This window comes from Paraburkholderia sp. GAS32 (assembly GCF_050434225.1).
Taxonomy (GTDB): domain Bacteria; phylum Pseudomonadota; class Gammaproteobacteria; order Burkholderiales; family Burkholderiaceae; genus Paraburkholderia; species Paraburkholderia madseniana.
Genome location: NZ_JBNPVS010000029.1, coordinates 16223 through 34359 on the forward strand (window position 1 = coordinate 16223; position 18137 = coordinate 34359).

Annotated in this window: 20 protein-coding genes, 2 tRNA genes and 1 pseudogene; 11 read left to right on the forward strand and 12 right to left on the reverse strand. The window is 61.7% G+C overall.

Going from position 1 to position 18137, the window contains the following annotated elements; all coding sequences use genetic code 11:
- Nucleotides 1-25: 25 nt before the first annotated feature.
- Complete coding sequence (locus P3T25_RS29670; RefSeq protein ID WP_154560904.1) at nt 26-1207, reverse strand: lytic transglycosylase domain-containing protein; 1182 nt, start codon at nt 1205-1207, stop codon at nt 26-28.
- A 607-nt stretch (nt 1208-1814) separates the two neighbouring features.
- Between P3T25_RS29670 and P3T25_RS29675 the strand changes: the two genes are divergently transcribed.
- Both P3T25_RS29675 and P3T25_RS29680 read left to right on the forward strand, forming a co-directional pair.
- Nucleotides 1815-3383 (forward strand): UbiD family decarboxylase, encoded by a 1569-nt coding sequence (locus P3T25_RS29675; protein WP_429360445.1) that lies wholly within the window; start codon nt 1815-1817, stop codon nt 3381-3383.
- Nucleotides 3384-3508: 125 nt separating this feature from the next.
- Nucleotides 3509-4186: a LysE family translocator gene (locus P3T25_RS29680; RefSeq protein ID WP_429360448.1), complete on the forward strand. Its 678-nt coding sequence runs from the start codon at nt 3509-3511 to the stop codon at nt 4184-4186.
- A gap of 80 nt (nt 4187-4266) precedes the next feature.
- On the opposite strand, the gene P3T25_RS29685 is transcribed toward P3T25_RS29680, so the two are convergent.
- The gene (locus P3T25_RS29685; RefSeq protein ID WP_171926130.1) at nt 4267-5232 is read right to left on the reverse strand and encodes a threo-3-hydroxy-L-aspartate ammonia-lyase; all 966 of its coding nucleotides are present in this window, start codon (nt 5230-5232) and stop codon (nt 4267-4269) included.
- Nucleotides 5233-5390: 158 nt separating this feature from the next.
- Nucleotides 5391-5690, reverse strand: a complete 300-nt coding sequence (locus P3T25_RS29690; RefSeq protein ID WP_429360450.1) for a hypothetical protein — start codon at nt 5688-5690, stop codon at nt 5391-5393.
- A 768-nt stretch (nt 5691-6458) separates the two neighbouring features.
- On the opposite strand from P3T25_RS29690, the gene P3T25_RS29695 reads away from it, so the two are divergent.
- The 4 genes from P3T25_RS29695 to P3T25_RS29710 all read left to right on the forward strand — a co-directional run bounded on the left by P3T25_RS29695 (nt 6459) and on the right by P3T25_RS29710 (nt 8736).
- Nucleotides 6459-7397 (forward strand): Rossmann-like and DUF2520 domain-containing protein, encoded by a 939-nt coding sequence (locus P3T25_RS29695; RefSeq protein ID WP_429360452.1) that lies wholly within the window; start codon nt 6459-6461, stop codon nt 7395-7397.
- A gap of 77 nt (nt 7398-7474) precedes the next feature.
- Nucleotides 7475-7795, forward strand: a complete 321-nt coding sequence (locus P3T25_RS29700) for an EthD family reductase (protein ID WP_154560896.1) — start codon at nt 7475-7477, stop codon at nt 7793-7795.
- A 218-nt stretch (nt 7796-8013) separates the two neighbouring features.
- A complete protein-coding gene (locus tag P3T25_RS29705; RefSeq protein ID WP_266258414.1) occupies nt 8014-8577 on the forward strand; it encodes a YggT family protein in 564 nt (187 codons plus the stop codon).
- Between the two features lie 85 nt (nt 8578-8662).
- Nucleotides 8663-8736: transfer RNA gene (locus P3T25_RS29710), tRNA-Gly, on the forward strand.
- A gap of 172 nt (nt 8737-8908) precedes the next feature.
- Here P3T25_RS29710 and P3T25_RS29715 read toward each other — a convergent pair.
- Both P3T25_RS29715 and P3T25_RS29720 read right to left on the reverse strand, forming a co-directional pair.
- Nucleotides 8909-9388 (reverse strand): hypothetical protein, encoded by a 480-nt coding sequence (locus tag P3T25_RS29715; protein WP_429360455.1) that lies wholly within the window; start codon nt 9386-9388, stop codon nt 8909-8911.
- A gap of 3 nt (nt 9389-9391) precedes the next feature.
- Nucleotides 9392-9775: a hypothetical protein gene (locus tag P3T25_RS29720; protein WP_154560892.1), complete on the reverse strand. Its 384-nt coding sequence runs from the start codon at nt 9773-9775 to the stop codon at nt 9392-9394.
- Nucleotides 9776-10162: 387 nt separating this feature from the next.
- Here P3T25_RS29720 and trmB point away from each other — a divergent pair, with 387 nt between their 5' ends.
- Nucleotides 10163-10957, forward strand: coding sequence for a tRNA (guanosine(46)-N7)-methyltransferase TrmB (gene trmB / locus P3T25_RS29725; RefSeq protein WP_429360457.1), 795 nt, complete (start codon nt 10163-10165; stop codon nt 10955-10957).
- A gap of 84 nt (nt 10958-11041) precedes the next feature.
- On the opposite strand, the gene P3T25_RS29730 is transcribed toward trmB, so the two are convergent.
- The 3 genes from P3T25_RS29730 to P3T25_RS29740 form a co-directional block, all read right to left on the reverse strand.
- A complete protein-coding gene (locus tag P3T25_RS29730; RefSeq protein WP_154560889.1) occupies nt 11042-11878 on the reverse strand; it encodes an undecaprenyl-diphosphate phosphatase in 837 nt (278 codons plus the stop codon).
- 81 nt (nt 11879-11959) lie between these two features.
- A complete protein-coding gene (locus P3T25_RS29735; RefSeq protein WP_429360459.1) occupies nt 11960-12553 on the reverse strand; it encodes a DUF1439 domain-containing protein in 594 nt (197 codons plus the stop codon).
- Between the two features lie 87 nt (nt 12554-12640).
- Complete coding sequence (locus tag P3T25_RS29740) at nt 12641-12970, reverse strand: YkgJ family cysteine cluster protein (RefSeq protein WP_168435723.1); 330 nt, start codon at nt 12968-12970, stop codon at nt 12641-12643.
- Nucleotides 12971-13202: 232 nt separating this feature from the next.
- Here P3T25_RS29740 and hemN point away from each other — a divergent pair, with 232 nt between their 5' ends.
- Complete coding sequence (hemN, locus tag P3T25_RS29745; RefSeq protein WP_429360462.1) at nt 13203-14588, forward strand: oxygen-independent coproporphyrinogen III oxidase; 1386 nt, start codon at nt 13203-13205, stop codon at nt 14586-14588.
- A 106-nt stretch (nt 14589-14694) separates the two neighbouring features.
- Nucleotides 14695-14779: transfer RNA gene (locus P3T25_RS29750), tRNA-Leu, on the forward strand.
- A gap of 230 nt (nt 14780-15009) precedes the next feature.
- On the opposite strand, the gene P3T25_RS29755 is transcribed toward P3T25_RS29750, so the two are convergent.
- The 3 genes and pseudogenes from P3T25_RS29755 to P3T25_RS29765 form a co-directional block, all read right to left on the reverse strand.
- The gene (locus tag P3T25_RS29755) at nt 15010-15510 is read right to left on the reverse strand and encodes a DUF2244 domain-containing protein (RefSeq protein WP_429360525.1); all 501 of its coding nucleotides are present in this window, start codon (nt 15508-15510) and stop codon (nt 15010-15012) included.
- An 81-nt stretch (nt 15511-15591) separates the two neighbouring features.
- Nucleotides 15592-15858 (reverse strand): annotated as a pseudogene (locus P3T25_RS29760) (ABC-type transport auxiliary lipoprotein family protein); the annotation flags it as partial.
- Between the two features lie 133 nt (nt 15859-15991).
- Entirely contained in the window at nt 15992-16513 is a 522-nt protein-coding gene (locus P3T25_RS29765; protein WP_154560884.1) for a hypothetical protein, read from the reverse strand.
- 143 nt (nt 16514-16656) lie between these two features.
- Here P3T25_RS29765 and P3T25_RS29770 point away from each other — a divergent pair, with 143 nt between their 5' ends.
- On the forward strand, nt 16657-17007 hold the full coding sequence (locus P3T25_RS29770) for a DUF1488 family protein (protein WP_266237546.1): 351 nt from the start codon (nt 16657-16659) through the stop codon (nt 17005-17007).
- Nucleotides 17008-17102: 95 nt separating this feature from the next.
- Nucleotides 17103-17660, forward strand: a complete 558-nt coding sequence (locus P3T25_RS29775) for a hypothetical protein (protein WP_154560882.1) — start codon at nt 17103-17105, stop codon at nt 17658-17660.
- A gap of 128 nt (nt 17661-17788) precedes the next feature.
- Here the strand turns inward: P3T25_RS29775 and P3T25_RS29780 are convergent, their stop codons facing one another.
- Nucleotides 17789-18130, reverse strand: coding sequence for a cytochrome C oxidase subunit IV family protein (locus P3T25_RS29780; RefSeq protein ID WP_429360464.1), 342 nt, complete (start codon nt 18128-18130; stop codon nt 17789-17791).
- Nucleotides 18131-18137 lie beyond the last annotated feature (7 nt).

The following is an 18137-nucleotide window of genomic DNA, read 5'->3' on the forward strand; positions in this document are numbered from 1 at the left end:
CCAGGCGAACCGGGTTAAGTCAACCTCAAGCGCCCAACTCCGAAGCCGATGCCACATGCTTGGTCGCATTGGAACTAGCGTCGTCCTGCTCGGACACCGGCGTCTTCACCGGCGCCGCCGCGCTCAGCGGATGACCGGCATCGAGCGTCATCTGCACGCGCTTGCCGCTAGTCGATGCCGCCGCAGCCGTAGTCGTGTTCGACGCCGTCAAAACCGGCGCCTGCGGTGCGTTGATCGGCACCTTGCGGCCGCGCGCCACATCGCGCAGGCGGCCACGCTCGGCCATCACCTTGGCGCCGTAGCCGCCGTCGTCCTGCGAAGTGGAGCCGACGTAGAGACGCAGACCGCCCGGCAGCGAACCGCCGCGTGCGATGCAATCCTTCAGCACCAGCGCGCCCACCTTGATGTTCGCAACCGGTTCAAGCGCCGCGCTCTGGCCGCCGAAATACTGGAACTTGTCCGAGTGAACCTTGGACATCACCTGCATCAGGCCTTGCGCGCCCACGCCGCTCTCGGCGTACGGGTTGAAGCCCGATTCGATTGCCATCACGGACAGCAGGAGAAGCGGGTCGAGATCGACTTCGCGGCCGGTGTCGAACGCGGCCTTCACGAGCTCGCTAACGGGTCCCTGAGCGACGCGATAACGCCGCGCCAGGTACGACGAGACCAGATCCTGCTCGCGGGTCGAAACCAGCACACGATCGTCGCGTGCATCGGCCGTGACGCGCTGCGCCGGGATCAGCCGTGCCAGCGCGGAAACGCTCTGCATGGTGCGCGGGTCGAGGCCGTTCAGTGCAGCCACGCCCATACCGGACGTGCCGGTGCCGTCGAAGGCGCCGTCGTAGCTGGTATTGCTGGCGGTGACGCCATTGTTGCCGTTGTTCGCACCGCTCGCGGCGTCGCTACCGGTCGAATTCGCGGACAGCGAATCGTCAGAGGACGCGCCAGGGGGCCCGAAAGCCGGCAGCGGGTGGCCCTGCAGCAGACGGGCGGGACCGGCCTGCACAGCGGCGGAAATGACCGGCATCAGCTTGGCGGCAAGGGTGCCGCGCAAAGCTGGCATCAGCCACAGCGTAACGGCCAGCACGACGGCGATACCACCGACGATGCTGAACAGGTGATGACTCATTCGCGTCCCGCGACGCAACGCACCACGCACAACTTGCGCGATACGCTCATCGGGACGCCACGATAACCAGGCGTTCATTCAGATCTCCCATGTTGCATGATCCGCGAACTCCGCCAGTTGAACAGGCGGTAACACACATTCGCAGAGTCAAGACATCGCGCGCTCTGTCTGGTTAGGGCAGCAGCGACGTCGGGAAAACGGTACATACCGTTTGTGGGGAGCCCTCTTGAAAAGAGGTCCGCGGCATGCCAAAAAAGCATGCGGGCGGTGGCTCCCACGCGAAAAACCAGCGTCAGTTGGCGCTGGCGAGGACTTCAGTAAGGCCGTCAGATACCGTGCAGGGGGTCGGTAAACGGTGACGCGTTGCGTCAAAAGGGACCGGGGGCAGTGGTAAAAAGGTTCACGCCCTGCAACCAATGTGGACGGATTCTATGCAGGGTTTTATAGATCGTCAACACTATAGATAGGCAAATGTATAACTAATTGTAATAATGAACAGTGTTCAGTCCGTTAAGAACCGCGCGGTGCGCGCTTCTTGAGCTATCTCAATTAGTCCTTCCGAAGTCGGCCGTTTGGCCAATCTACGTGCGCCTGCCAACACAGGTAAAATCGACAATCGTTCTGGCACCGTGATCTCTGCGGCGCCCTACCTTTTTGCCGCTTGCGCGGCTCTCTACCGCACCAGATGAAATACAAAGACCTGCGCGATTTCGTCGGCCGTCTCGAAACGATCGGTGAACTGCGCCGTATCTCGCAAAACGTCTCGCCTGTCCTGGAAATGACCGAACTGTGCGACCGCGTACTGCGCGCCGGCGGTCCGGCGATACTGTTTGAGAGCCAGCAGCAGCACGCGTTTCCGGTCCTCGGTAACCTGTTCGGCACGCCGCGCCGCGTCGCGCTTGGCATGGGTATCGACGCGCAAGCAGGTGAAGGCGATAGCGCCGCGCTGGAGTCGCTGCGCGACGTCGGCCGCCTGCTCTCCGCACTGAAGGAACCGGAGCCGCCGAAGGGGCTCAAGGACGCCGGCAAACTGTTCTCGCTCGCGAAGGCGGTGTGGGACATGGCGCCCAAAACGGTGAGCGCGCCGCCTTGCCAGGAAATCGTCTGGGAAGGCAACGACGTCGACCTCGGAAAGCTGCCGATTCAGACCTGCTGGCCGGGCGATGCGGGGCCGCTGATCACGTGGGGCCTGACTGTCACAAAAGGCCCGAATAAGAGCCGACAAAATTTAGGCATATATCGCCAGCAACTGATCGGGCGTAACAAACTCATCATGCGCTGGCTCGCGCATCGCGGCGGCGCACTCGATTTCCGCGAGTTCGCGCTGCAGAATCCGGGCAAGCCGTATCCCGTGGCCGTAGTGCTGGGCGCCGATCCGGCTACCATCCTCGGTGCGGTTACGCCGGTGCCCGACACGCTCTCCGAATACCAGTTCGCCGGGCTGCTGCGCGGCGGCCGCACCGAACTCGCGAAGTGCATCACGCCGGGCGTCGACGGTTTGCAGGTGCCCGCGCGGGCGGAAATCGTTCTGGAAGGCTTCATCTATCCGCAGGAGGGCACGCCCTCACCTGCTCCCGCGGGCGCGCCGCCGCGCCCGGCCAAGGGCGCGTCCGCCGCTTACGAACACGCGCTGGAAGGCCCCTACGGCGACCACACCGGCTACTACAACGAGCAGGAGTGGTTTCCCGTCTTCACGGTCGAGCGCATCACCATGCGGCGCGACGCGATCTATCACTCCACCTATACCGGCAAACCGCCCGATGAGCCCGCCGTGCTCGGCGTCGCGCTCAACGAGGTGTTCGTGCCGCTGTTGCAGAAGCAGTTCACCGAGATTACCGATTTCTATCTGCCGCCCGAAGGATGCAGCTACCGGATGGCGATCGTGCAGATGAAGAAGAGCTACCCGGGTCACGCCAAGCGCGTGATGTTCGGCGTGTGGAGCGTCCTGCGGCAATTCATGTATACGAAGTTCATCGTCGTGGTCGACGAGGACGTGAATATCCGCGACTGGAAGGAAGTGATCTGGGCCATCACCACGCGTATCGATCCGGCGCGCGACACCGTGCTGGTCGATCGCACGCCGATCGACTATCTGGATTTCGCCTCGCCGGTGGCAGGTCTCGGATCGAAGATGGGACTCGACGCGACCAACAAATGGCCCGGCGAAACCGATCGCGAATGGGGCCGCCCGATCGAGATGGACCGTGCGGTCAAACAGCGCATCGACACCTTGTGGAATGAGTTGGGACTGTAAAAACAGGCCTCGAATCACACCACTGAATATCGGAATTCTGTCGGCATCGAAGCGATCCGTTCACCGGCCGGATCGCTCGCGCTTGAACAAGTCTGAAGAACAAAACTGATGGAGCAGTTGCGCGGATGCATGCCTTTTCAATGATGTCGGATGGTTTTTTTCTGTCGTTGTCGTTGTGTCTGGATATCGGTCTCGTCAACATCGCGATGATTTCGCTGGCGCTGTCGCACGGCTTCAAACCGGGCTTCTGGCTGGGCCTGGGTTCCTGTTTCGGCGATCTCGTTTACGCGGCGCTCGCGCTCGCGGGAATGGCTGCGCTGCTGCAGTTCGAATCGGTACGCTGGGTCGTGTGGATCGGCGGCGCGGCGGTCCTGCTGTTTCTCACGTGGAAGATGGCGCGTGAAGCGCTGTTCCCGGCGTCGGCGCCCGCAGTTGCCGGCGAAGCGGATGCCAAAGCGCCGCATCTTTCCCCGTGGCGCGGTTTCTTGCGCGGCGCGTTGCTGGCCATGTCGTCGCCGTCAGCGATTCTGTGGTTTGCCGCAGTCGGCGGTGCGTTGATCGCGAAGGCCGGCGCCACTAGCGTGACGACTGCACCGGTATTCCTCGGCGGCTTCTTCCTGGGCGGCTTGTGCTGGACGATCTTTATCTGCGGACTCGGCAGCCATGGACGCAAACGCGCCGGCACCGGTTTGCTGCGCGCGTGCCATGTGTTGTCGGCGCTGCTGTTCGCCTACTTCTCGTATAGCGTGATCGTGAACGGGTATCGCGATCTGATCGTGCAGACCGCACAGGTGGCAAGCTAGAAAAAACGGCTCGCCAAGGCGAGCCGTCTTCCCTCAATTTCAACGTGCGTAGCCGGACGCAAGAACGATCACGCAGCCTATCAGGCGAGATACTGCGCCAGCTTCGCCAGATCGACGTTGCCACCGCTCACCACCACTCCCACACGCTTGCCCTTCACCGGCACGACGCCGTTGAGCACGGCAGCCGCGGCGAGGCAACCCGTCGGCTCGACCACGATCTTCATGCGCTGCGCGAAAAAACGCATGGTCTCGATCAACTGTTCGTCGCTGACCGTTTCGATCTTCGCGACCAGCTTCTGAATAATCGCGAACGTGTAGTCGCCGAGATGCGTGGAAGCAGCACCGTCGGCAATCGTGCGCGGCGCGTCGATATGCACGATCTCGCCGCGCGCGAGCGATTGCTGACCGTCGTTGCCCGCTTCGGGTTCTATGCCGATGACGGTGCACGCCGGGCTCAATGCCGCCGCCGACAATGCGCTGCCGCCGATCAGTCCGCCGCCGCCGAGGCAAACGAACAGCATGTCGAGCGGGCCGGTTTCGTCGATCAACTCCTTCACCGCCGTGCCCTGCCCGGCGATCACGTGCGGATGGTCGTACGGCGGAATCAGCGTCATGCCGCGCTCTTCGGCGAGCCGCCGGCCGATCTCTTCGCGACTTTCGGTGTAGCGGTCGTAGCTGATCACTTCGCCGCCATAGCCCTTGGTCGCCGCGACTTTGGCTGCGGGCGCGTCGTGCGGCATGATGATCGTGGCGTGAATCCCGGCAAGACGCGCCGATAGCGCGATCGCTTGCGCGTGATTGCCCGACGAGTACGTCAACACACCCGCTTTACGTTGCTCCGCGTCGAAATGCGAAATCGCGTTGTAGGCGCCGCGAAACTTGAAAGCGCCCATGCGCTGAAAATTTTCGCACTTGAAGAACACCGACGCGCCCGTGCGCTCGTTGAACGTGCTCGAGGTTAGAACGGGGGTGCGATGGGCGACGCCTTCGAGACGCGCAGCGGCGTCGAGTACGTCGTCGAAAGTGGGAGCGGGAAGCGCTTGCATTGACGAAACTCTCCAGAGCATTGGCGAAACAGCCATTCTCCCAGCTTCGACAGTGCTTTGGTATGTCGCTTGGTATGCCGCAGTAGAAACACAAACGGCGCAACCCGGCGATCAAGCCGGCGTTACGCCGTCAATACATCTCTGCGCGCTTCTTGCGATTAGCGGCGATAGTAGCCGTGGCCGTAGTAGCCACGGCCGTAGTAGCCATGGTGATAATAAGGACGGCCATAGCCACCGTAATAGCCACCCACTACGACCGGCGCTCCGTAATAGACCGGCGGCGGCGCGTAATAGACCGGCGGCGGTGCGTAGTAGACCGGCGGCGGCGCGGCATAAACCGGGTACGCCGGCGCGATCGGAATGCCAATACCGATACCGACGGAAACGTGCGCCTCAGCATCAGTCGCGAACCCCACGCCGAGTGCGGCGGCAACGACAAACGGAACGATCTTTTTCACTTTTGTTCTCCTGGCGCGGCCCACTAAGGTCGCCGACTTCGCATGCTTTGCATGCTATGAAATCAATGTATCGAAAAAGACCACGCATAGATGTTCGCATTTGTTGCAAATTGCAATTGGCGGCAATGGCTCGGAATGTGCGCCGGCGCGCCACCGCCGGGACACGCTGTGTAACGGACTGAGAACTAAGGGTTTGCCAGCGGTCGAGCGAACGCGAACCCACCGCTTTGCGGGTCTTGCGGCTTCAGGCTCTCGCTTGCCAGTAATCTTTGATTACAAATTAGCTTCAATCCTGACGGCCCAAATGAAAAATGCCCGATGCAATCGCACCGGGCATTTCTTACCCATCAGCAGACGGTATTTTCAGCCTACCTTTACATAGGCGAATTCTCGGGAGACGTTGGGCGGGACATACGCGCCACTGATGCGCACGCGTGGCGTCAGGCGCTTTTTCTGATCCCACCAGCGACGGCGCTGCGAGTGCGTCAAGAACCGCAAGTGCTTTCGGTAAGAAAAAATATTCATCGTTACCTCCCGAATCTGACTGCGAGACGAAAAACCCAGAACAGCAACTGCCAAACCAGTTCATGAAGGAAATTGTGAGCAGTTTTCGGACCCGCGGGGCGTCTGTGGCCGGATGACCGACCGGACACGCCATATCGCGCGCGAACTGATCAGAGGAATACCCACACCGGGACACACTACTGCCGGACGGATGCGCGATACTGCTGCATTCCCGTTCAAGTATCCCGTCTGGAGCAGGTAACCATGTCCCAGCCCTCTCTACCGCGCCTCGGTTTCATCGGTGCGGGGCGGCTCGCGCGCTGTCTCGCGCTGAGCTTTTCACGCGCCGGCTATCCCGTCACGGCGGTAGCGAGCCGCTCGGCGGCCTCGGCCGGCCGGCTCGCCAGTCAAATCGAACATTGCGCGGCATTCGACGATCCACAACAGGTTGTCGACGCCGCCGATATCGTCTTTTTAGCCGTTCCCGATGACAGCATCGGTACGACAGCGCACACACTGCGGTTCGCGGCGGACGCGGCAAGCGCCCCATACGGCAAGGCGCTCGTGCATTGCAGCGGCGCCTCTCCGGTGGAGTTGCTGACTCCGGCGCGCGACCAGGGTGCCTCGATCGGCGGCTTTCACCCACTGTACCTCTTTAGCGGCGATCTCGCCGACCTCGACCGGATCGCCGGCTGCTCGGTGACGATCGAGGCCGACGGCGCCCTCATGGACGCGCTGACGGCGCTGGCCGTCGCCCTGCGCTGCCATCCGCTGTCGATTCCAGCAGGCGGCCGCATGCTGTATCACGCTGCCGCGCATTACGCCGCCAGCTTCGCGCTATGCAGCCTCGCTGAATGCGTCGCGTTGTGGCGCACGCTGGGCTTTGCCGAAGACGACGCGCTGCGCGCGCTGCTGCCGATGCTCTCCGGCACGATCGAAACCGCCCGCGACAAGGGTCTGCCCAACGCCCTCGCCGGCCCCGTGTCGCGCGGTGACACGGGCGTCGTGGAAAAGCAGTTGGCGTTGCTCGAAGGCCTTGGCGGCGATCATGCCGCGCTGTACGGTTTGTTGACGCGGCGCGCGGTCAGACTGGCCGAACGCCGTGCGAAACCGCCCGCGGCGATCGAGACGATTGCCGAGGCGGTGGAAGAATCGCTCAACCGGTCGCTGAATCAGGCCGCAGCAGGTGCAAGCGTCAAGTAAGCCGTGATAATGTGACGACCGGCGCCGCGCGCAATCCGCCAGCGCCGCGCTTCGGGACCAACAGACGAGAACGCACAATGATCAAGGTCAGCATCCTTTATCCGTATCGGGAAAACGGCCACTTCGACGTGGACTATTACTGCGTCACGCACATGCCGCTCGCGGCCAGGCTGTTCGGGCCGTCGCTGAGAGGCTGGTCGGTCGACGTCGGCATCAATGCCGGGCCGCCGGGAACGCCGCCCCCGTATGTCGCCGCGGGCCACTTCCTGTTCGATAGCGCGGACGACTTCTACAAAGTCTTCAAGTCGGCCTCGGAGCAGTTGGTTGCCGACATTCCGAATTACACCGACGGCGGCAACGGCACGATTCTGATCAGCGAAATCAAGATTTCTGTGTGATATCCCGTGGTAGGTGTGGCCTGGCGGCATGCAGTTCGCCGATTGGCCTGACTCGAACATCTGGAAATTGAACCACCGCGTCCCCATTTGTGACGCGTAACGCGCCCTCTCCCGGGAACGGCGCAGGCAATCCAAATGAACCCGCCGGCGCACCGATCGGTCAGCGCCGGCACCCTGCGGCCGATCGACGGCCGCCTTCCGAAGGATAAGGACACGAGATGTTTGGCGATATCGCCCGTTTTCTGCTCAATACCGTCTTTACGCTGTTCGGCGCCGCGTTGCTGCTGCGCGCATGGCTGCAGGTCGTGCGCATGCCGCCGTACAACCCCGTCACGAACGCCGTCATGCAAGCCACCAACTGGATCGTGCTGCCTTTGCGGCACATTCTGCACAGCACCCGGAACATCGACTGGGCGAGTCTCGCCGCTGCCCTGATTGCGGCGATCGTTTATGTGGTGCTGATGGTGGTGCTCACGGGCGCCGATCCGCTCACGCTCGTGCCGACGCTGCTGATTGTTGCCGTGCTGACCGTTATCAAGTGGGCGCTGAACCTGATCATCTGGATGACGATCCTGATGGCGCTGCTGTCGTGGCTCAATCCGCGCTCGCCGGCCATGCCGATTCTGTACCAACTGACCGCGCCGTTCCTGAATCCGCTGCGCCGCGTGGTGCCGCAACTCGGCGGCATCGACCTCTCGCCGATCCTGCTGTTCGTGATCGTGCAGGTGCTGCTGATGGTGGTCACGCGTGCGGCCGTTCAGTTGACCTACTTCGTGATCTGAACGGCGTTCGGTGCGCCTTGTGGACAAGGGTGGCGGCAGCGCGATTTGCGCTAACCGCCTCTTCCCGAGTAGAATCATGCGCTCTGCGGGCGTCGTATAATGGTAATACCCTAGCTTCCCAAGCTAGAGCCGTGGGTTCGATTCCCATCGCCCGCTCCAGATTCTTTTCAGCCCGCCTGGCGATTGACCAGGCGGCTTCGCGAAAGGATCTGAATCTGCAGCACATTGCCGCATTTCCCACCCGCTACGCTCTCCCCGTCTGTCATTCGAGAAGTCGCACAAACGCAAGATGAGCCCGCGCGGCGTCAACACGCCATTGCGCGAGCCGCCGTTAGTTCTTCGCAGCCTTCTCGACCGCCTTGACCAGCTTGAATTCGTCTTTGTCCAACGCGTAGTAGTACGTCCCGCTACCCTGTTCATTCCTGCTGCCGTGAACCACCAACAGGCGGCTGTCGCGCCGGAACTCGATCGGCTCCTGCACATCCACATCCCAGCAGCACACCGTAAAAGGCAGCCACGTGACGCGGCCGGTCTTCGCGTCGATCGCCACAGTGGACACGCACGACGCCCCACAGCCCCAGCTTGCCAGCACGTAGTGCCCGGCGAAGTTCGGCTTCTGCCGGCTGGCTTCGCGGATACGCGTCGCATATTCCTTGTCGTCCGCGGATACGAGCCGCACTTTCGCCGCTTTGCCCGCAAAGGTGTCGCTCACCGCGAAATCTTCAAAACGCGGCACGCCGGCATCAGCAGCTTGCGCCACGCACATCCAGCACATGGCCGAAACGAAGCCCATCAATAGAAACTTTTTCATTGCTCAATACCAGTGGTGTTTTTCCCAGAACAGCCGCGCTGATGCCGCAGTGTGATATCGCCCGAGAATATAGCGAATCCCGCCCTGACATTCTTCAACCGCATTACCGAAAGATTTTTCGCCATTCGGATTCAATTCATATTGAGGCCGCAGCAACTGATAAAGCCCGCGTGCGGACGACTTCCCATTGCGCACGTCAACCACACCGCTCGATTCCTGCGCCATGAGCCACAGCAAATCGTTGAATTGCGTGAGGGGCACGCCTTCAATGGCCATTGCCTTGCGAAGCGCATTCTGGGAAGTAGTCGGAACCGCAGTTGGATCGATAGCGACCCAACCCGTTTTGGCGGCTTTTGCCTGACGATGATTGTGTGCGTGTTTGCCCATGTTGGATTTTCGCTTTGATAATCGTTGCAACGAGATAGCTGATGAGCGCGATTAAATCATACGAATGGCTGTCACGGTTATGAAACCGTAATGTTCATGCCGATTTCCGCGCCCCTTCAACCCTGCCACCGTCTGGACGCACCCTTTTCGGGTGTGCTACCTTACGCGCACTTGCAACGTCCGCTCCACCTTCCTGCTGAAGCCTTCAGCAGAATCCAGCACGAGCCGCCTCCCATGAAGGCGGCTTTTTTGTAGTGGCAGCGGCCCGGCATAGCGATTCGAGCGAACCGCGCCTGCGAACTGCGGCCCATGCCGCGCAAGCGCAAACGGCGCCTCGCAACCCGCCATGCAAGCCGTCAAGCCCTCACCCTAGTAGCAGTATCGATAATGATCCACGATCCAAACGACGCCGGCCTGCCCGACGAACTCCCGCCGCCTTCCACCGAAGCCGAAGGCCAACCGGCCGACGCCGACGCGACTGCCGACACCCCGCACGAAGAAGCCTTGCATCGACGCCGCATCCGCAGCTTTGTCACGCGCGCTGGCCGCGTCTCGACCGGCCAGCGCCGCGCAATGGACGAACTCGGTCCGCGTTTCGTCGTGTCCTTCACACCGCAACAACCCGACTGGAACAGCGTGTTCGGCCGCGCGGCGCCGCGTGTGCTGGAAATCGGCTTCGGAATGGGCGCGACCACCGCGGAAATCGCCTCGCACCGTCCCAACGACGACTTCCTCGGCGTCGAAGTGCACGAACCCGGCGTCGGCGCGCTGCTGAAGCTGATGGGCGAGCAGACGCTGTCGAACATCCGCATCATTCAGCACGACGCGGTCGAAGTGCTCGAACAGATGATCGCGCCCGACAGCCTCGACGGCGTGCACATCTTCTTTCCCGACCCTTGGCACAAGGCGCGCCACCACAAGCGCCGGCTGATCCAGCCGAAGTTCGTCGCGTTGCTGGTTTCGCGTCTGAAGCCGGGCGCCTATCTGCATTGCGCGACCGACTGGCAGAACTACGCCGAGCAGATGCTCGAGGTGCTGGGCGCCGATCCTGCGCTGGAAAATACCGCCAACGGCTACGCGCCGCGTCCCGAGTATCGTCCGGTGACGAAGTTCGAGCGCCGTGGGCTACGGCTCGGGCATGGCGTGTGGGATCTGGTGTTCAGGAAGCGCGGCGCGGTATAAAGCCGCGCTGCAGTTGTGCTCGCCATACGCAAAAAGGTCCGCAAACGCGGACCTTTTTTCATGACGCGGAAGACAAGCGGAGACTCAGTCCGCCCAGCTCAACGCGCCGCTGTAACCCACCAGCAGGATCAACAGTCCAAAGCCGATCCGGTACCACGCGAACACGGTGAAATCGTGTGTGGCGATGTAGCGCAACAACCAGCGCACGCAGGCGAAGGCGCTGATGAAGGCCGCCACGAAGCCGAGCGCGAAACTGCCGAGCGCGTCGATGGACAGCAGATGCCAGTCTTTATAGAGCTCGTAAGCCGTTGCACCGAAGATGATCGGAATCGCGAGGAAGAATGAAAACTCCGTAGCGACGCGCCGGTCGAGGCCGAACAACATCCCGCCGATGATCGTCGAACCCGAGCGCGACATGCCCGGGATCAGCGCAAAACATTGAGCGAGGCCGACTTTCAACGCATCCAGCGGGCTCAGATCGTCGACGTTCTGAACACGTGCCGCCACGTCGCCTCGCGCGCGCTGACGCGCTTCAGCCCACAGGATCACCACCCCACCCGCCACTAACGCGAACGCAACCGGCACGGGCGAAAACAGCGCCGCCTTGATGGCCTTCTCGAACAGCAGGCCGAGCACAATCGCCGGAATCGTCGCGATAATCACGTTCAGCGTAAAGCGCCTCGCGTCGGGCCGGCTGGGCAAGCCGGTCACCACGCTGCCGATGCGGCGGCGAAACTCCCAGCACACAGCCAGAATCGCGCCGAGCTGGATCACGACATCGAAGGTTTTCGCGTGATCATCCGTGAAATTGAGCAGACTGCCCGCGACGATCAAATGGCCGGTGCTCGACACCGGCAAAAATTCCGTCAGCCCTTCGACGACGCCCAGAATCAGCGCCTTGCAAGCCATTAGCCAGTCCATCCGTGACCCTCATCGCTGTAGATAGTCGAAACGAACAGGGTCGGCACGGTGCGCGCGCGGCCCTGCCGGCCGCGCGCAGCGTCATTTCTCGACGATTTGCACGCGTATGCCGTTTGTAAGGATGGTGATTGTACCGGGTTCGTAATTCACGCCGGCAAATTGCAGTTGTTCGGGTTTGAAGGTGTAGATCGGGTAGTTGGTCAGCAACTGCGTAGCGAGCAGGGCCGCCGCGGCATTGATCTGCTGCGTATAGGCCTGCGCCTGCCCGCTCACGCTGACGTTGTCGACGTTCGGCGACTTCAGCACGACCGACTTGCTGGCGGCGTCGTAGGCCAGTTCGCTCGACAGCGTAAATACGCCGTCAACCGGTTGCGGCATGAATGGGCTCGCGAGCCGGGCGTCGAGCTTCACCGAGACGCGGTTCGCGTCCGGCAGGAAGCCGACCACCGGATTGGTCAGCGCGACGTCGAACACTTGCGAAACCGTGCGCTGATAGGGGAATTTGCGCTGCACCGCGTCCTGCACCTGCTGCTGCGAGAACGTGTAATGCGACGGGATGAACGGGAAAGTCGATGTCGCGCACGCCGCCAGCGAGACGGTGATGCCAAGCGCGGTGCCGCCTGTCAGCGCGGCAATCAGGAAGCGGCGCCGGGTCGGCGCAGCGGGTCGAGTCATGCGAAATCTCCTGTGGAAGCCTTCTCGAGCATGCGGTTGCGTTGGGTTGTTTGTCCGGGTGGATGACGTAGCGGAATCGTTCACGCGTTATCCGCGCACCGCCGGTTGCGGTTGAGTCTGCGTTTCAAGCTGGGTGAGCCACGCGAGCGCTTCACCGCGGCTCGTGCCGCACATGTCCATCTGCGGTTGCAGACCGGAACAGCACGCCGGCCGCTCCGGCTGACCGAAGATCGCGCAGCGCAGATCATCGCCGAGTTGCACGCAGCGCACGCCCGCCGGCTTGCCATTCGGCATGCCGGGGATCGGGCTCGAAATCGACGGCGCGATACAGCACGCGCCGCAATCGGGGCGACACGCATGACCGGCCACATGGAACGGGGACTCGCGCTTCACAACGCTGTTCGGCACATCACTCACGACATTTTTCCTGAACTCGAAAACAGGCAACGCAACATACAACGCCATACCAGACCCGCATTGTGCCATCGCATCCCGTGCGACCTTTTTACACAATTCGGCGAAGGGTCGCTCACGTAAACTTGTTGGATACGAAAGGCCACGCTCAAGAGGCGTCTGCGCTGTTCGAACCGGTCCCGAGAATCCGCCGGTTCGTGCCTCTTCAAGGGTGGCTGTCAAACCCGAGCGCCCCATGACCACCGCCAACACGCTATTCCGCCCTGACCTGCTCGCCAAATACAGCGCGAACGGTCCACGGTATACGTCCTATCCGACCGCCTTGCAGTTCCGCGACGATTTCGATCCCGCTGACTATCTGCGCGCCGCCGCAGACCCAGGTGCTTCCACCACCGACCTCTCGCTGTACTTCCTCATCCCCTTTTGCGACACCGTGTGCTTCTACTGCGGTTGCAACAAGGTCGCCACAAAGAACCGCGCGCACGCGCGTCCCTATGTCGAGCATCTGAAGCGCGAAATGGCTTTGCAAGCGGCGTGTTTCGACACGCGGCGCCCCGTGTCGCAATTGCATTGGGGCGGCGGCACGCCCACGTTCCTGTCGCACGACGAAATGGCGGAACTGATGGCCGCAGCGAGCGAACACTTCACATTGCTGCCCGATACTGAAGGCGAATATTCGATCGAAGTCGATCCGAGCGAAGCGTCGCCCGAGACCATTGCACATCTGCGTATGCTCGGCTTCAACCGGCTCAGTCTCGGCGTGCAGGATTTCGATCCGGTGGTGCAGCGGGCGATCAATCGCATTCAGCCGCTCGAGATGACTGCGTCGGTGATGCAAGCCGCGCGTGATACGGGGTTCCACTCGATCGGCGTCGATCTGATTTACGGGCTGCCGCATCAAACGGTCGACAGCTTCAGCCGCACGCTCGACACGATGATCGAACTCGCACCCGATCGTCTTTCGGTGTTCGCGTATGCGCACATGCCACAGCTCTTCAAGATGCAACGGCAGATGGATGAGGCCACGCTGCCCTCTCCCGCCGTGCGCCTTGCGATCCTCCAGCGGGTAGTCGAGCGCTTGACCGACGCGGGCTATGTCTACATCGGCATGGATCACTTCGCGCTGCCCATCGACGAACTCGCGCGCGCACAAGCGCAGCGCACGTTGCATCGGAATTTCCAGGGGTACAGCACGCGAGCGGAATGCGATCTGATCGGCTTCGGCGCGTCGTCGATCGGCAAAGTCGGCGACGTGTACGCGCAGAACATCAAGGACCTGCCAGGCTACGCCGCGGCAATCGATGCGGGCAAGCTCGCGATCACGCGCGGCGCGCGCCTCACTGCGGACGACCGTCTGCGTCGCGATGTGATCACGCAATTGATGTGCAATCTGGAACTACGCTTCGATGAATTCGAAGCGGCCTACGGCATCCGCTTCGCCGATACGTTCGAACCGGAACTGGAGCGCTTGCGCGGCTTCGAGCAGGACGGGCTGGTGTCGGTGAACGACAGCAAGCTCGAAGTACAGATGGCCGGACGCATGCTCGTGCGCAACATCGCGATGGTGTTCGATCACTATCTCGGTCAGCAGACGCTCGAACGTTTTTCACGCACGGTTTGAGGGCTGAGCAGGCGAAGAAGGCGACCGGCTTGCCCGTCGTCGAATTTTCCGCCATAATCTGCGTCTTCGCCGCGAGCCATACTCTGGCGCGTGCGCTGCAAGATCTGCCCAGGTGGTGAAATTGGTAGACGCAGGGGACTCAAAATCCCCCGCCGCAAGGCGTGCCGGTTCGATTCCGGCCCTGGGCACCAAAAGTTGTTCCGGCATAAGCCGCATGCATTCCTAGAAACCCCGTAAAGTCAACGACTTGCGGGGTTTTTTCTTTCCTGGATGATCCGGCTCGACCCGAGTACCGCTGGTGGTATCGGCAACCGCCTCGCAGACGGTGGTCGCATGTATTTCCAGCTCGATAAGTCCGGCGCGAAATACTGGCGGATGAACTACCGGTATCAGATATGCCGGGCGATCATCGGCCGGCATGTCAACAGTCGGCCACGATAAAGCGGCGCAATTGACGCACGAACTCCGCGCGGGCGGCGGCAGGCAGTTGCCGTCCGACGGGAATACGCTGCCAGCCGTCGCAAAGGTAGACGACGCCATCGCTGTCGTCGAGAGACACGGCCAAGCGGCCAGCATTCATCCGATGCATCGTGCGGCGTCCGCGCTCGTGTACTTCGACGATCACGAACGGGGGCGCGAACGTCAGCACCTCGCCGTCCGTCGCGTGCCTGGAGTAGGCGATAAAGGCGATGCCGACGGCCACGGTGCAAAGCATCGAGAAAAACAGCGTGAGCCACGCGCCGAATGCGAATGCCGTTACCACGCCGATCGCGAGGTCGAGCGCCATGAGGAACACGGTCGCGGCGAGCGACTGCCGCGGCGTGAGGGAGCAGTTGCGCTTGATGCGCCACTCGCGGCTCGGCACACCTCCCTCGCCGTCGAAAGAGCCAGGCCCGTACGAACGCCTGAAGTATGCGTACATGATCGAAAGTCCCGCGTCGTGGAGCCATTCGTGACGCCCAATGGGCGTGCCGCGGTTCTCCAGCGTCGCCTGTTGCGTCAAGGTAGCGCGGGCGGGCTGCCCCGATTGCAGCGTCCACGCCGCTTGCAATGTCACCGTTCCGCTCGCATCGGTCTCGGCATCGAGCACCGTGACGACGAGCATCCGATTGTCGGGCGGCTCCGGCGCATCCGGGAAGATGAACACGCCTGGAGGCAGCCGGCTCGTCAGGTCCTGCACAAGCGTGCGCCACATCAGTTGAGCCAGTGGCGCGCCCCACCGGTCGCTTTCGTCGGTCGAAAGCCGGTTCGGCAAAATCTGCGTGACGACTTCAGGCCGATCTTCCGGCTTGGCTTTTCTTTCGTCTCGTCTGGCCGACCATGACTATCTCGACGAGGTGCTCATGTTGTTGCGCGGCGAGCCTTTTCTGCTCTGGAGACCGGTCGATCAACATGGCACCGGACTACGATGGGCCGCCCGCGTCCGCCTTGACCCCGCGGGATGTGTTGCGCTCCAGTCTCATGTACATGTTCGCCGCCACGATACCGAAGACGATGTGAGCGAACAGGCTGGCCCCGTTGCGTGCTTCTGCGAACCACGGAAAAAACCGTGTCATGCCGTAGAAATTAATCAGGTAAACGGCTGCAGCGAAAGCGCCACCCGCCAGTGAAGCCATCCCCATGCTCGAGTCAAGGTTGAATGACGTCATGATCAGACCGAGGATAAGCGCGAATACGATGGCAAGGGCAAAATGCATCACAAAGGCCCCGAGCACGATGCCAATTGAGAATGCTTGCTGCGATTGCAATGCGCCTCGTCCCAGCATGATCGCGGCGACCATGCGTGGGGGCTCCAGCAGACTTGCGCCCGTCATCAGTGCCATCAGGATAACCCCTAACGCCAGGAACACAGCGCCTGCGATGACGCCTGCGAGCACGGCTGCCCGCCAGTCAGGCTGGCCGTGTGTGAAATGATGGGAATCCATGCGAAGTTCCACAATTTCTCTCCCGATTGATTCGGATAATTCATTCTAGTCCTACAGCTCGCGAGACTGATAGCGCCGCATGGCTATCGCCACCCCGACGGACGATCCTCGTTCTGGCGACGACGTGGCGTGATGAACTGCACGTGCAAGAGACCCTTGAGGCACGTCAGTTGTTGGGAGGTAGGAGGGTTGTTCGCAGCAGACCTGTCAGCGGATCGATAATTAATCTTTTAGCTCACAGTGGAGGATCAAATGTCTGCGAAGTCGAAAGCACAACAGATGGCTGCGCAATTACCGCCGAGGCGCTGGAAGATCATTTCGGCGCCCATTGCGCGCTGGAATCCGCCTTAATGGCTGCCTTCGACAACGGCCGCAATCCTATCCGTTCGGTTTACGCGGAAGCGATCGACCAGAACGGCGGCAAAGGAGTAGTGTTACATAGCGGACTGTTCAGAGTGGACGGCACGCAACCCGATCGCGGCACCACGGCATAGTCCCGGCGCGTGCCACCGCATGCACCTCTGTCTCGGCGCGGGTAAGGTGGGGCGGCATAGTCTGCAACCGCTAGTCAACGATGGAAGGAGGACACATGTCACTCATCGTCGCAGCACGCTTTACGACATTCCCCGCCGCTGAAGACGCGGCGCAACGGCTCTTCAATGCCGGTTTCGTCGAGGAGGACGTCACACTGTTTTTCGTCAATCCGATCGGCCAGCACGCACGTTTTCGGCCCGGCGGCGATATCAGCGCCGACACAAACGCGAGGGAGGCGCCGAAGGGTGCCGAGATAGGCATCACGATTGGCGCAGCGGTTGGCGCCGTGGTCGGCGTCGGGATCTTCGCGGCGTTTTCGGCGCCGCTTATCATGTCGCTGGTCGCGGCCGGGGTGAGTGCGTATGTCGGTTCATTGGTCGGCGCGATGATGCGCACGCGTGACGCCTGCGACGAAGAAACCCGTGAATGCGGCGTGCTGGTGGCCGTACACGTGTCGCAGGACAGCCAGTTGGACGCCGCACGGGTGCTGCGCGATGCCGGAGGCGCGGCGATCGAACGCGCGACCGGCCGCTGGCAACAAGGGCGGTGGGCCGACTTCGATCCGCTCAGCCAGCCTGTGCCGCTCAACGAATTCAGTGAGAAGCACGCCTGATTTGAAGGTGTTTTTCGCCGAGATTTTCAGCGAGCCAGGAAACAAAAACGGCCCGGCATTTGTCGGGTCGTTTTGTATTCGGAGCGGTGCGTTCCAGGCACTCGCCTGAGAAACGGTCGGAGAAGGGGTCAGTGGAAGAAGAGTTCCCGCATGCCGAAGGTGTGATCCGCTTCGGCAGCCATCAGCACCATCAGCACCAGCAGGGTCAGGGGCGGTATCAGGATGGCGTACACCAGCGCCAGCCGCTCCCACATCATGTGCATGAAAATCGACACGATCAGCCCGGCCTTGGCGATCATCAACACGACGATCAGCGTCCAACGCAGCAGGCCCTGCACGTGGAAGTAATCCACCATGTACGACATCGTGCTCAGTACGAACAGCAGGGCCCAGATCTTCAGGTAGATGCCGATCGGATGCTGCTGGCCGTGCGCGGCGTCGGGTCGATGGGCGGGATCGGTGTGGTCCATGGTCTGC